Origin of the sequence: Halosimplex aquaticum, assembly GCF_028747785.1 — an archaeon.
GTDB classification, from domain to species: domain Archaea; phylum Halobacteriota; class Halobacteria; order Halobacteriales; family Haloarculaceae; genus Halosimplex; species Halosimplex aquaticum.
This window is the reverse complement of the sequence record NZ_CP118158.1, coordinates 4,367,912-4,381,104: the sequence shown is the minus strand read 5'-3', so window position 1 is coordinate 4,381,104 and position 13,193 is coordinate 4,367,912. Positions and strand designations below refer to the sequence as shown.

General features: G+C 68.7%; 12 protein-coding genes and 1 pseudogene. 7 read left to right on the top strand and 6 right to left on the bottom strand.

Annotated features, from left to right (window positions below):
* Positions 1-65 precede the first annotated feature (65 nt).
* A complete protein-coding gene (locus PSC72_RS21625) occupies positions 66-218 on the bottom strand; it encodes a hypothetical protein (RefSeq protein WP_274323499.1) in 153 nt (50 codons plus the stop codon).
* 433 nt (positions 219-651) lie between these two features.
* Positions 652-2,400, bottom strand: a pseudogene (locus PSC72_RS21620) (Rieske (2Fe-2S) protein); the annotation flags it as partial.
* Between the two features lie 127 nt (positions 2,401-2,527).
* Between PSC72_RS21620 and PSC72_RS21615 the strand changes: the two are divergent.
* The 7 genes from PSC72_RS21615 to PSC72_RS21585 all read left to right on the top strand — a co-directional run bounded on the left by PSC72_RS21615 (position 2,528) and on the right by PSC72_RS21585 (position 8,056).
* Positions 2,528-3,127: a DUF5789 family protein gene (locus PSC72_RS21615; protein ID WP_274323497.1), complete on the top strand. Its 600-nt coding sequence runs from the start codon at positions 2,528-2,530 to the stop codon at positions 3,125-3,127.
* Between the two features lie 42 nt (positions 3,128-3,169).
* Complete coding sequence (locus PSC72_RS21610) at positions 3,170-3,784, top strand: cupin domain-containing protein (protein ID WP_274323496.1); 615 nt, start codon at positions 3,170-3,172, stop codon at positions 3,782-3,784.
* A 252-nt stretch (positions 3,785-4,036) separates the two neighbouring features.
* Positions 4,037-4,642, top strand: coding sequence for a hypothetical protein (locus PSC72_RS21605; protein WP_274323495.1), 606 nt, complete (start codon positions 4,037-4,039; stop codon positions 4,640-4,642).
* A gap of 91 nt (positions 4,643-4,733) precedes the next feature.
* Entirely contained in the window at positions 4,734-5,891 is a 1,158-nt protein-coding gene (gene dnaJ / locus PSC72_RS21600) for a molecular chaperone DnaJ (protein WP_274323494.1), read from the top strand.
* Between the two features lie 230 nt (positions 5,892-6,121).
* Positions 6,122-6,634, top strand: a complete 513-nt coding sequence (locus PSC72_RS21595; protein WP_274323493.1) for an Lrp/AsnC family transcriptional regulator — start codon at positions 6,122-6,124, stop codon at positions 6,632-6,634.
* A 247-nt stretch (positions 6,635-6,881) separates the two neighbouring features.
* Positions 6,882-7,208 carry a DUF7344 domain-containing protein gene (locus PSC72_RS21590; RefSeq protein WP_274323492.1) on the top strand — a complete coding sequence of 109 codons (327 nt, stop codon included), beginning with the start codon at positions 6,882-6,884 and terminating at the stop codon, positions 7,206-7,208.
* A 131-nt stretch (positions 7,209-7,339) separates the two neighbouring features.
* Positions 7,340-8,056 carry a hypothetical protein gene (locus PSC72_RS21585; protein WP_274323491.1) on the top strand — a complete coding sequence of 239 codons (717 nt, stop codon included), beginning with the start codon at positions 7,340-7,342 and terminating at the stop codon, positions 8,054-8,056.
* Positions 8,057-8,066: 10 nt separating this feature from the next.
* Here the strand turns inward: PSC72_RS21585 and PSC72_RS21580 are convergent, their stop codons facing one another.
* From PSC72_RS21580 to PSC72_RS21565, 4 genes are all read right to left on the bottom strand, one after another.
* Positions 8,067-8,819 carry a hypothetical protein gene (locus tag PSC72_RS21580; protein ID WP_274323490.1) on the bottom strand — a complete coding sequence of 251 codons (753 nt, stop codon included), beginning with the start codon at positions 8,817-8,819 and terminating at the stop codon, positions 8,067-8,069.
* A 175-nt stretch (positions 8,820-8,994) separates the two neighbouring features.
* Positions 8,995-9,834 (bottom strand): aldo/keto reductase, encoded by an 840-nt coding sequence (locus tag PSC72_RS21575; RefSeq protein ID WP_274323489.1) that lies wholly within the window; start codon positions 9,832-9,834, stop codon positions 8,995-8,997.
* Positions 9,835-9,896: 62 nt separating this feature from the next.
* Positions 9,897-11,855 (bottom strand): hypothetical protein, encoded by a 1,959-nt coding sequence (locus PSC72_RS21570; protein ID WP_274323488.1) that lies wholly within the window; start codon positions 11,853-11,855, stop codon positions 9,897-9,899.
* 79 nt (positions 11,856-11,934) lie between these two features.
* Positions 11,935-13,164: a digeranylgeranylglycerophospholipid reductase gene (locus tag PSC72_RS21565; protein WP_274323487.1), complete on the bottom strand. Its 1,230-nt coding sequence runs from the start codon at positions 13,162-13,164 to the stop codon at positions 11,935-11,937.
* Between the last annotated feature and the right edge of the window lie 29 nt (positions 13,165-13,193).

Sequence of the window (13,193 nt, the reverse complement as noted above, 5' to 3'; positions counted from 1 at the left end):
GCTCGCAGTCGAGCCCCTCCTTAGCGTGCTGGCCGAAGCGGTCTCTCCTATTCCAGCAGCGACAGTTACGATCCCAGCGTCGCGTTCGCGATGGTCACGGTGCGCGTGTCGCCGCGCATCGACCCGGTCCAGACCACGCGCACGCGGTCCCCCTGCTCCAGGTAGAAGCCGACGCTGCGCTCGGCGTCGAGGTAGTTCTCGTCGCCGTCGGCGTCCACGGAGGGGTCGTCGACGGTCAGCGAGTCACCGCGAGCGATCGGGTATCCCGGTCCCCGCTTCGACGGGCCGGCCGAATCGCTGGCCCACACAACCTCCTGGGTGCTCCCGGTGGTCGTGTCGACGGCGACCACGGACAGCCGCTGGGTCGTCCGGTCGACGATCGAGTCGCCGCCGGCGTGCCGGACGGTCAGCGTCCCCGTTTCGTTGTCGAACGACACCGTGAAGTCGGCGTCGGGGCTGTCGCGGCGGAACTCGTCGCCGAAGTAGACGACGGAGCCGACGGTGACCGCGAGGACGAGCAGCCAGACGACCCACCGCTCGACGCCGCCGCGCTCGTCGCCGACTTAGTCCGGAAGCTCCCCTCATCACTACCGGTACCCACTCGCGCCGGATAGTTAGCTGTCGGGGGTCGATACCGGCTACTCCGACCCCCTCGTGGATCGCCTCGCCGCGATACAGCCGGTGGGCGATGGTGAACGTCTGCTCGGCCTCGCGCCGCGTGGGGAAGTGCGCGGCCATGTACCGCGCCGGCGCGATCAGGGCGAGCCGCCGCTCACGGTCGCTCTCGGCGGCCGCGAACTGCGCGAACCCGGCCTCGACGCTCTGGAGGGTGTGGAAGCCGGCGTCCTCCCGCAGGAGTCCCTCGGCCATCGTCCGCTTCAGGTCGTCGGGGTCGCCGCCGGCGTCGAAGTGCCGGCTGGCGATCCGGCCGGCCTCGTCGACGCGGCCCTGCTCGTCGAACGTCTCCAGCAGGCGCTCGCGCAACGCCTCGGGGTCGTCGCCGTCGCCCTCTCCGGGTTCGGGGAGCGGCGCCCGCGGCTGGTTGAGGAAGCGGTCCAGGTAGACCGACATCGCGCCCTGCCAGCACGCCCGGTAGAGGTCGTCGGCGTCGGTGCGTCCGGCCAACTGCTCGACCGCGTTGGCGAACGAGAACGTGTGGTGGACCGTGTTCCAGTCGCTGAACTCGTTGCTGGTCGCGAAGTGGGCCACCCGCCGCATCGCCGCCACGGCGACCGCGTGGGCCAACTGCTCCGTCGTGGCGCCCTCCCGGATCGCGTCCCGCAGCGCCTCGTCGATGGCGTGGGGGTCGTCGCCGAGCAGCGTCTCGACGAAGTCCGCTGGGCGGTCCCAGGACTTCCCGTCGCCGGCCGCGGCCAGTTCCGAAATGTCGTCGTCGGCGTCGAAACACAACTGTGCTACGTCGATGGGCTGGCGCCAGGCGTTGGTCTCTTCGGCGCGCGACCCGCCGGTGACGGTGTCCACTGTCGACGCGAGGACGTCCTCGGCCTTCTCCCAGCCGACGTGGTCCAGCGTCTCGAACGCCTTGTTGACGAAGTCGACCGTGTGACTCGAATTCATGTAGAGGTGGTCCGTGGCGGCGGCGACGAGTATCTCGACGAGGTCCTCCGGGGGGAGGGTCGCCGTCGCGGCGCGGAGACAGCGCTCGGCGCCGTCGCTGTCGCGGACCTCGCAGGTCTCGCGGAACCACGACTTCAGGCGCGCCTTCGAGAGGTCCTCGTTGCTCAGCGCGTACTGGTCGAACCGCGGCGGTTCGCCGGCGCAGTTGGCCGCCACCTCGCGGACGCCGACGAACATCGCCCGCTGTTTCTCGTCGTGGTCGACCTGGTCGTAGAGGTTCGCCATCGCGCCGAGCGTCGTCAGTCCGCGGCCCCAGCCGTCGGCGCGGTACTTCGTGCCGAAGTCGACAGCCGTCTCCATCGGCGTGGTGAACCCCTCGCCGTGGTGGTCGAGGTGAATGGCGGCCTTCGCCAGCACCAGGGAGAGATTTTCGCGCATCCCGTCGACCAGGCGGTTTCGCCAGTGGACCTCCGGCGCCACGTCAGTCTCGGGGTCCGGGTCGACGTACACCGCGCCGTCCCGGACCGCCGTCGGGAACGTCTGCACGTCGTCGGCCCAGATGTCGAACGTGTCGCCGCAGGCGAGTTCGAACCGGGCGTGGTGCCAGTGGCAGGTCAGCAGACCGTCCTCGACGGTGCCCTTCGAGAGGGGGAACCCCATGTGCGGACAGCGGTTGTCGACGCCGTACACCTCCCCCTCGTGGTGAAACAGCGCGACGCTGTGGCCGCCGACGGTCGTCACCGCGCGTCCGTCCTCCCGGACCGCATCGAGGTCCGCGGCCCGCTCGTACCCGTCCGGCACGTCCGTGGGTTCTGTTGCCATATCTCACGAGAGGGCCGCCCGCTGTAAAGGCGTTCGCTGAAGCCGGTTTTTGAAACGGATCGGACAGGTCCGTCCGCGAACGAGGGGCGGCCACAGGGTTATCCGCGCCGAAGCCCAAAATCGCGGTATGCCAGACGACAAATCGGGGAGAGACAAACAGGCCCGCGACGAGGAGAACCGCCAGCGAATGCGCGCGATGCTGGAGGAACTCGAACGGGGCGACGAGACCGAACCGCCGGTCGAGGAGCGGGACCTCGACGACCTCGGCGACGAACTGGAGACCATGGAGTTCCCGGCGACCGGGATTGAACTCGTCGAGGCCGTCGGCTACCACGAGGTCGAGACGCCCGAAGGCTCGTACGACGTCGCGGAACTCGTCCCGAGTACGGAAGCGGAGACCTTCGACTCGCCCGAGGCCGTGCGCATGCGCGTCCAGCGGCCGACGGTCGCCGCCGCGATGAAGCGGATCGTCGAGGCGACCGGGACGCTCGACGACGCCGGCGTCTGGGGCTCGCAGCGGGAGGCCTACGAGCGGACGTTCCGGGAGCTCAAAGGGATCGACGCCGTCGACGACGACGAGGTGATCGGCGTGATGGCCGACTGGATCGTCGAGCGGATCGAGGAGAAGGAGAAGCTCCCCGGCTCGCGGGACGTGCGCCGCCAGGCGGCGAAGGTCTGCCGCGAGAACGGGTACGAGGTCCGCAACGACGAGTGGCTCGGCGTGTAGGCCTCCCACAGAGATTTCACGCTCCCGACCTACCGTCGGGACATGGAACGAGTCGTCATCGACGACCTGTCGCCCAGTGCTGCCCTCGACGTCGACCGCCGCGGACTGTCCGGGCCGCTCGACACCAGCGACGTGGCCCTCAATCGGTATCGGATCCCGCCCGGAGAGGGGTTCCTTAGCGGCCTCCACACGCACGCCGACCAGGAGGAGATATTCCTCGTCGTCGACGGGACCGCGACCTTCGAGACGCTGCCGGAGTCGGACCCACCGAGCGATCCCGCCGATCCGCCGCGCACCGGCCGCGAAGTCACCGTCGACGCGGGCGAGGCAGTCCGCTTCGCCCCCGGCGAATACCAGTCGGGCTACAACCGCGGCGAGACCGACCTCCTCGCGTTCGCCGTCGGCGCGCCGCGGGAGAGCACTGACGTCCGCGTCCCCGTCCGGTGTCCCGAGTGCGGCGGCGCCGACCTCGGGCTGGACACCGGCGGCGACGCGCTGTCGTTCGTCTGTCCCGACTGCGGCGCCGAACGGATCCCGGCGCCCTGCCCGGAGTGTGGCTCCGATTCGATGACGCTCACTCTCGACGGCGATCGGACGGTCGTCAGTGCCTGTGAGCGGTGTGGCAGTGCCTTCCGGACGCCGCCGTACCGCGACTGAGCGACCGGCCGGAACGCGGAGGCAGTGCGGTCGAACTGTCCCGTCGTCGGTATTTGCAAGCGTCGCGGACTCAGGAACCGGGCGTGCTCGGCCGCCAGCGGCCCTGTCGCCGTCGACTGTGGGGGCGAAAACATGTCCGTGCGCTATCTGGTGGTTTCCACTGATCGACTCCGAGGATCCCATTCCGTGGGCGTTTCAGTGGCAGGCTTCAGATTGATCCGCGTCAATCCCCAACGGGCGGTCGGAGCTACAATGACTGACGACGACAACTCGATTCTCCCGTTCGACGAGCTAGAGGAATCGCGCCGATCACTGATGAAAAAGAGCGCAATCGCCGCCGCGGGGACGGGCGTCGCGGCCACCGGCGCCGGTGCGGCGGCCGCCCAGGAGGGCGACGAGACCGACACCGGCGGCGGGGACAGTCAGAAGGCACTGATGTTCTCACAGAGCGTCAACCCCTTCTCGGAGTTCGTCATCACGTCCCCGGTCCTCGAGTGGGTCCCGAACGTCGAGGAGGTACGGGACAACGTCTGGTCGGACTACAACACGCGGATGATCCGCTACCTCGGGACCGGCCAGCGCGCGACGTTCTTCCAGGCCCAAGACGCTCAGGTTCCGAACTTCAACCAGGAAGCCGGCTACGTCGTCGACGCCGAGGGCGACACCGCCGACGACGGCACGCCCCAGCCGGAGGTGTACAGACTCGAACCCGAGTCCACGTTCTTCGATCCGAACGGCTGGCTACAGACCGTGAACTTCAGTGCGGTCGGCGAAGACGAGGAAGACGACTTCCTCGACGACGAGGACTGGTGGCTCAGCGACGAGGAGGAGACCGGTACGGCCACCGACAGCGCCTGATCCGCAAGCCCCCTCCCGCCGCCGCGCGTGCGACCCGCCGTCTCGAACCCGTTCTTTTCAAGTACTTCAACCGACTACACCGCGACAAGCGATGAGCGAGGACTTCTACGAAGTGCTCGGGGTCTCCCGGGACGCCAGCGAGGACGAGATCCAGGAGGCATACCGGGAGAAGGCGCGCGAGTACCACCCCGACGTGAGCGACGACCCCGACGCCGAGGAGAAGTTCAAGAAGGCCAAGAAGGCCAAGGAGGTCCTCACCGACGAGGAGCAGCGCCAGATGTACGATCAGCTGGGCCACGACCGCTACGTCGAGGCCGACAAGCACGGCGCCACCGACAACGGCGGCCGCGGCGCCGGCGGGATGGGTGGCATGGGCGGCGGCATGGGCGGCGGACAGGGCCCCTTCGGCGACATGTCCGACATCTTCGAGACGTTCTTCGGCGGCGGCGGTGGCGGTTCCAGTCGCCCCCGTCAGGGCCGGGACCTGCGCACCGGCCTGACCATCGACCTCGAAGACGCCTACCACGGCGTCGAGAAGGAACTCAACGTCACGCGCCCGGACACCTGTCCCGACTGCAACGGCCAGGGACACCCGCCCGACACCGACTCCCGGCAGTGCCCCGAGTGCAACGGCCAGGGACAGACCACGACCGTCCAGCAGACGCCGATGGGCCGCGTCCAGCAGCGCCAGACCTGCCGGCGCTGCGAGGGCGAGGGCACCATCTACGACGAGACCTGTTCGACCTGCCGCGGCGACGGCGTCGTCCGCGAGGACGCCTCGCTCTCGGTCGAGATCCCCGCCGGCATCGAGGACGGCCAGACCCTCCGCATGGAGCGCGAGGGCGCCCCCGGCGAGCGCGGCGGCCCCAAGGGCGACCTCCTCATCGAGGTCTCGGTGCGGGACCACCCCGACTTCGAGCGCGACGGCGCCGACCTGCACCACCAGGAGCCCATCTCCTTCCCGCAGGCCGTCTTCGGCGACACTATCGAGGTCCCCACGGTCGACGGCGCCGTCGAACTCGACGTCCCCGAGGGCACCCAGAGCGGGGAGACCTTCCGCCTCTCCGGCAAGGGCATGCCCCGCCTGCGCCGGCGCGGCAACGGCGACCTCTACGTCCAGGTCCAGGTCGTCACCCCCGAGAGCCTCAACGAGGACCAGCGCGATGCCCTGGAAGCGTTCGCCGAGGCCGGCGGCGAGGAAGTCGAGGTCGAGCAGGGCTTCTTCGAGAAGATCAAGAGTTCTTTCTAAACCACCTAGTTACCATCTTTTTCGCTCGGGGGTCGCCTGCGGCGACCCCCGAACCAAAAACATGGGTGAAAAAGCAGGTCGCTCCCTTCGGTCGCGACCTGTGAAACCGCCCCTCGCTCCGCTCGGCGCGGTACGCTTGCCGCACTACGGCCGCACTCGTCTGTAGTACCCACCTACTTGCGGGCCCCTCCTCGAAGGCGACAAGTAGCCGAGGCCCCTGACTAGAGTCGATGTGCGCGTCCCCGGAGTTCACGCCGCTCGACGACGTCGACCGGGCGATCATCCAGCTGTTACAGCGGGACGCCCGGCACAAGACGGCCGTGGACATCGCGGAGGCCGTCGGCGTCACGGACGGGACCGTCCGGAACCGGATCGCCGATCTCGAAGAGCGCGGAATCATCGAGGGGTACGTCCCCGTCGTGGACTACGAGCAGGCCGGCTATCAGCTCGAGATCCAGTTCACCTGTTCGGCCCCCATCGTCGACCGGGAGGCGCTCGCGCGGGAGGCGCTCCAGATCGAGGGCGTCGTCGAGGTCACCGAACTCATGGCCGGCAGGGAGAACGTCGAGATCATGGGCGTCGCTCCGCGGAACGACGACGTGACCCGCATCGCGAAGGAACTCGACCAGCTGGGGATGCAGATCGAAAACGAGGAACTGATCCGCCACAGGTACATCCGGCCGTTCGACCACTTCGGGACCGAGGTCGTCTCCGACGACGAGAGCGGCACCTACGAGACGTGACCGATCGACCGGGACCCGGAGACCGCCGCTCTGGCCGCCGTCACCGTGTGGGACGGTACTACGGGCCACTGGACCGGCGAGTGCGATCCGCGATTCAGTTTTTCCGAATCTGCTCGGCTCACGGCCCGGCGATTTCACCGGTACGACGGCGCCACTGTGGATAACGGAACGTAGAGCTGTTCCGTTGCTAATTTCCAGCATTAGTCTCTGCGAAAGCAATATACGTGCACGGCACCGAATGAGAGTGATGACTCCCACAGACGGTACGCTCAGGCACAGTGACAAATCACTCGTGTACGACGCGCTGTCGAGTTCACGACGGCGCGACGTCGTCCGCCTGCTCGACGACGCCGAGGCCGGGCTGCGTCTCCGGGACCTCGCGGAGGCGGTCGCGGAACGGGAACTGGAGGACGGCGCCGACGACGAACAGGTCAAACGCGTGCAGGCGTCGCTGTATCACGTCCACATCCCGAAACTCGCCGACGCGGGCATCGTCCGCTACAGGGAGGGGAGCGATCAGGTCCGCCTCACGCAAGCGGTCACGTTCGACGCGATCGACGTCCTCGGCGAGTGAACGATCTGAGACTTCTCCGGTGCGCGCTCGCGCCCGCTACTCGTGATCGAGCCCCGAGAGCGACGGCGCTCACGTAAACGCCCTCGATACCGGGTCGGACTCCTTTTGCCGATTCCCGTCGAAGCGGCGGTATGGACGTTATCGGGGACCTCGTGGCGCGCGAGCGGCGAAGCGACGACCTCGCGGTGCTGACGGACAGTCGCGCCGGGTCGTACAGCTACGAGAAGTTCTGTACGAACGCCTGGAAGAGCGGCAACCTCCTGCGACACTACGGCGTCCGCGGCGGCGCCACCGTCGCCGTCGACGCCGGCGACCCGCTGACCCCGCCCCCGCTACTCGCGTTCTGCGGCGCCGCGCTGCTGGGCGCGACAGTCCGGTTCGACCCGCGGGAGTCGCCCGACGCCAAGGCACTGCTCGCGCCGGCGTCGCGGACCGACTCGTACGACGCCGGGCCCGGAACGAAGGTGCTCGTTTACGGCGACGTGCCCGACGACCCCGAGGTCGCCCACTTCGAGGCGGAGATGTGGAGCGAGAACCCGACCAATCCGCCCGACGCCGTCGCGCCGACCGACACCGCGCTCGCGGCCGGAGACCGACAGTTCACTCACGAGCGACTGCTGGAGCGCGCCGAGGCGGTGGTGGAATCACACAGCCTGGACGAGACGGACGAGGTGGCAATCCGCGCGCCGCTCTCGGGCCCAGGGACGGTCGTCGCGGGCGTGCTCGCGCCGCTCCGGGTCGGTGCCTCGGTGCTCGTCGACCGGGGCCAGACCGGGACCGTGGCGGTCGCCACTGGGGGCGGAGACGTGCCGGAAGAAACGAGGATCGACCCCTCGGACGCGGCGTGAGGCCCGGCGCTCACTCGCCGGTCGGCCGGATGAAGTCGGCCAGCGCGACGGTGATGCCGAGGAGCCACCCCAGCGGGACGGAGACGCCGATCCAGATGAGGACGTAGGCGAACTCCGTCATGTCGAACTTCTCGGCGACGTCGTCCCGGAGTCCGAGCGGTTCGAGGACTTCGGCGCGGGCGAGTTCGGCTATCTGATCGGCGTAGACGATGCTGAACTGCGCGACGTCGTCGGAGACGAGCGCGGCGACGACGGGTGGCAGGAAGATAGCCGTCACGCCGAACGGGTAGGCGAAGACGACGGTCGTGATCCGACCGCCGACGCTCCGGAAGAGCACCGCGAGCGCCGACGAGAGGACGGCCACGACGCTGGCGGCGATGATCGCGTTGGCTTCCTGGCTCGAGAACTGCGCCTGCAGTCGGAACTCGACGAGCGCGGAGAGGCCCCCCCAGACGAGGATCGTCAACAGGACGACCCCGACGGCGCCGAGTTTCTCGACCGAGACGTCGATCTTGCGGGCGTGGAAGCGGACGATGACGCCGAACAGCGCGAGCGGATAGAGGACGGCCACGACGAGCGCGCCCAGTGCCGACCACGCTGTGTACGATACCTTCTCGCGGGTGGTCTGCGGTTGCCACTTCCCGAGGACGGTGTTGCTCGCCCCCCGCTGGCGCGGATAGAGCAACCCCATCCAGGTCTCGTGGAACTTGTTCAAGTCGAAGCGTATCGCTTCGACGACCCCCTGACTGTTCCCGACGGACATATCGAGGGGTTTGGTAGTGCCCTGTATACCTCTTTTGTTGCTGGATGGCTGCCGACTCCTATTCTCGGCCGACAGGTCCTCTCTGCGACAGGATTGGGGGTTTCCGTGACGGCCTGAACATCCCAGAGATCACGCTCTGAGGCGACGACTCTCGGTCGCTGGCCCGACGGCCGGGTCAGCCCCAGGCGTCCGGGCCGAATCCGGGGTCGATCTGACGCTCCGTCCGGTCGATGGCGTCGATCGCCGCGACGTCCTCGTCGTCGAGGTCGAGCGCCACGCTCTCCCAGTTGTCGCGGATGTGAGCCTCGCTCGTCGCCTTCGGGATCGGCGTCACGCCCTTCTCGCGGAGCCAGGCGAGCGACACCTGCGCCTCGCTGGCGTCGTGTTTCTCCGCGATCTCGGACAGTTCGGGCACGTCGAAGACTCGCCCGCGGATGAGCGGCGAGTACGCGACGAGTTCGATGTCCGCTTCCGCGGCGTACTCGCGGAGTTCCTCCTGGCGGAGCAGCGGGTGCATCTCGACCTGGTTCGCGAAGATCGGTTCGTCGAGCACCTCGCGGGCCTCGTCGAGGTGGTGCGGTTCGAAGTTCGAGACGCCGATGCGGTCGATCAGGCCGCGGTCTCTCAGTTCTTCGAGCGCCGGGAGCGTCTCCGCGGCGTCGTAGGTCCGCGACGGCCAGTGGACGTACAGCAGGTCCAGCGAGTCCACGCCGAGTTTCTCCAGGCTCTCTTCGGTCGACTCGACGACGCCGTCGCGGTCGAGGTGGTCGATCCACACCTTCGTCGCCAGGAACATCTCCTCGCGAGGGACGTCCGCCGCGGCGATACCGTCGCCGACCGCCGATTCGTTGTCGTAGGCCTGCGCGGTGTCGACGTGGCGATACCCCATCTCCAGGGCCGTCCGGACGCTCTCGGCGCACTCGTCTGGGTTCTCGTTCTGCCAAGTGCCGAGCCCGAACGTCGGCATTCCGTCGACGCGCGGTACGCTCTCCGGAGTCTGTGAGTCCTGAGTCATGGCCGGTACTGAGGACGAGCGACCAAAAGGCGTTGCGACCGGCGAACCCGCTGTCGGCGAGCCTACGTGTCCGTCGACTCGTCGTCGGTCGATTCGTCCGAACCGTCGCCGCCGTCGGAATCAGCCCCCGACTCGGTCTGGTCGTCGCCGGAACCGGACTCCGCGTCGCCGTCCGCGTCGGCGGACTCGGTCGACTCCGCGTCGTCGCCGCCGTCGGCACCGGCCGCTTCGTCGGCGCTCTCCGCACCGTCTGCGCTCTCCGTCCCGTCGACCGATTCGCCGGCGCTGTCGGCGCCCTCGACGACGGTCTGGGCCGACTGGACGTCCTCGTTCTCGTCGGTCGCCGGTTCGGTTGTCTCGGCACCGCCAGTCCCGCCGTCACCGCCGTCGCCGCCGTCGCCGGGATCGACAGGCGCGGCGCCGCCGGTCCCTTGCCCGGGTCCGGCGACGTCCTCGTCGTCGCCCGCGAGGAACCGGTTGTAGAGCACGCCGCCTCCGCCGAGGGCGAGGATCACCGCGCCGATACCGATGGTGGTCGGCGACAGCCCGCCGCCGCTCTCTTCGGCCGCGGTCGTCCCCGTATCACCGCCGCCGTCCGTCCCCGAGCCGCCGTCTCCGCCGGGCGTCTCGGTCGGCGTGGGCGCGCCCGTGTCCGTCCCGCCGCCGCCAGCCGTGGCGGTCCCGCTCGTCCCGTCCGACGGCGTGGGAGTGAACGTCGGCGTGTTCGTCGACCCCGGGGTCGGCGACGGCGTCGGACTCGGCGTCGGCGACGGCGTGGCGGTGGCGACCTCGTCGCCGCCGATCTGTACGCCCCAGCCGCTCGCGCTCGAACCGGCCGATTCCGCCGAACTCCCCACCGCGACGACGCCTCCCCCGCCGGTCTTCTGGAACGCCGAGAACTCGCTGGAGCCGTCGCCCCAGGTGTCGGACCACTGCATCTGGCCGTCGATACCGAGTTTGGCGGCGTAGCCCCGCGCGTCAGTCCCCTCGCCGTCGGTGGCCGTCTCACCGACGACGTAGTACTCCAGGTTCTTGTACGAGACGTCGTACAGCGCGGTGTAGTTCGCCTCGGTGTAGCGCTTGTCCCAGAGCTTGCCCCCGTTGACGTTGAACTCGAGCGCCCAGCCGCGCTGGTCGTTCGTCTGCTGGTCGAACGCGTTCGCGCCGACCGCGACGAACCCGCTTCGGGTCTCGGTGACGTCGTAGAAGGCGTTGTAGTCGTCGTACGGGTTCGTCGCGCTGTTCGAGTTCTTCTTGAACTGCTGGGAGAACTGCTGGACGCCCTCCTCGTCGAGCTTGTTCGCCCAGCCGGTCGTGTCGCCGGACGTGTCGACGTTCTCGCCGACGACGACGTACCCGCCGTCGGAGGCCGTCACGACGCCGTGGTAGCGGCTCCGCGAGCCCGGACCGTACCGCTCCGACCAGTTGATCTTGTTCTCGTCGGTCAGTTGCGCGACCCAGGCGTCGTCGAAGCGGCTCGTCCACCCCGCGAAGATGAATCGACCGTCGCCGTCGACGTCGACCGCCCGCATGGTGTCGGTCGTGCTGTCCCGCACGTGGAAGACCCGCCGCCACTGTTCGACGCCCTCGGCGTCGACACGGAGCGCGACCGCGTCCTGGGGGTCGACGCCCTCCTCGCGGGTGTGACCGGCGACGATGAACCCGTCTTCCGTCGCGGCGATGTCGAACCCCTCTGTGACCGGGCGCTCGCCGAAGGTCTTCTCCCAGACGAGTTGCCCCGCGGCGGATATCTTGAAGAGCCAGAGCTTGCGCTTGTACTCGCCCTTCGAGGGATCGGTCGACCCGACGACGACGTAGCCGCCGTCGCTCGCGGGGGCGATCCCGTTCGCCGTACCGCCGTCCCCCGTCTGATACGTCCGATCCCAGCGCGTCTTCGGCACCGCGGCGCGGTCGGCCTCCTCGGCCGCCGCACCGCTCGCGAATCCGCCGGCCGCCAGCGCCCCTGCGCCGGCGACGCAACAGCCCGTGATGAATCGCCGTCTGCTCGGTTCCCGTTCCATGCCATGGGAGGTGACCGGAGGGGGTAAAATCTTGTTGGGTCCTCGATGGGTTGGACCGTCCCCCCGATTCGCCGCGCCCTCAGGCGTTCAGCCGCTCGCGAGCGAATCGGGCGAGCAAGGGGAGGTCGCTCAGGTGAATCAGGTCGCGCATCGCCAGTCGGTTGCCGTCGTTGACCTTCGCGAGCGTGTCCCCGTCCGCCCGCCGCAGGTCGGCCATCAGCCTGTCGTAGCGCTCGTTGGGCGCCAGGTAGAGCAGTTCCGTCATCAACAGACGCGACTTGGCCTTCGGGGCCACGTCCTCGCGCCAGAGCTTGTTGTAGATCCGCATCTGCTCGGCGGAGGTGTCGACCGTCCCGGTCAACGCCCTGTCGGCGGTCGCCGCCGCGGCCCGCGCCGAGAGCATCCCCTTGTGGATCCCCTCGCCCCACAGCGGGTCGATGGTCGGCACCGTGTCGCCGATGGCGATGAAGCTGTCCGTGGTCATCTGGCCCGGCTCCTGGATGTGCGCCGAGCCCCGGTGTTGCTTGCCGTCGAGCCGGCGCGCGTCCGCGAAGCGCGGGTCGGACTCCAGCCAGTACTCCAGGTAGTCGTCGATGCCCATCCCCTCCTTCGCGTACTCGCGGTGGCTGTCGTTCTGGATGTAACAGAGGCCGACCTTCGCCGTGTCCCCGCCGGTGTGGAAGATCCAGGAGTAGCCGCCCGGCGCGAGGTCGTGGTCGAGTCGGAGCATCATCGCATCCCGGCAGTCGGCGAAGTCCGGGTGGTCGACCTGGACCCCCTCGAACTCGTACTCGACGCCGATGGCCTGGCGATCGCGGGAGAGGTCGGTGACGCCCAGGTCCTTGGCCAGCGGCGCCGCCGGCCCCGTCGCGTCGACCACGATGTCCGCGTACACCTCTTTCTGCCCGTCGTATCGGACGCCGACCACGTCGCCGTCCTCGGTGATCGGCTTCGAGACGCGCGAGTCGAAGCGGTACTCCGCGCCCGCCTCGCGCCCCTCGGCGACGAGCCAGCGCTTGAAGTCGGCGAACTCCAGGACCGCGCCGGGCTGGTCGCGAACGAAGTGGTCGTTCGGCGACTCTAACACGACGTTCTCGGTGAAGTTCATCACGACGTCGTCGGGGACGTTGAACGACGCCATCATCGAGGGGAACGTCCCGGCGGTCGACTTGTTGCTCTGACGCGGGAAGTCGGCCTCGGGCTCGGTCTCCAGCACGAGTACGTCGTACTCTCTCGCCGCCAGGTCGCGCGCGCACTGCGCTCCAGCGGGACCGGCCCCCGCGATCACCACGTCAAAGCGGTCGCTCATAGACTGTGGTCCGGCGTGTGCATTATTAG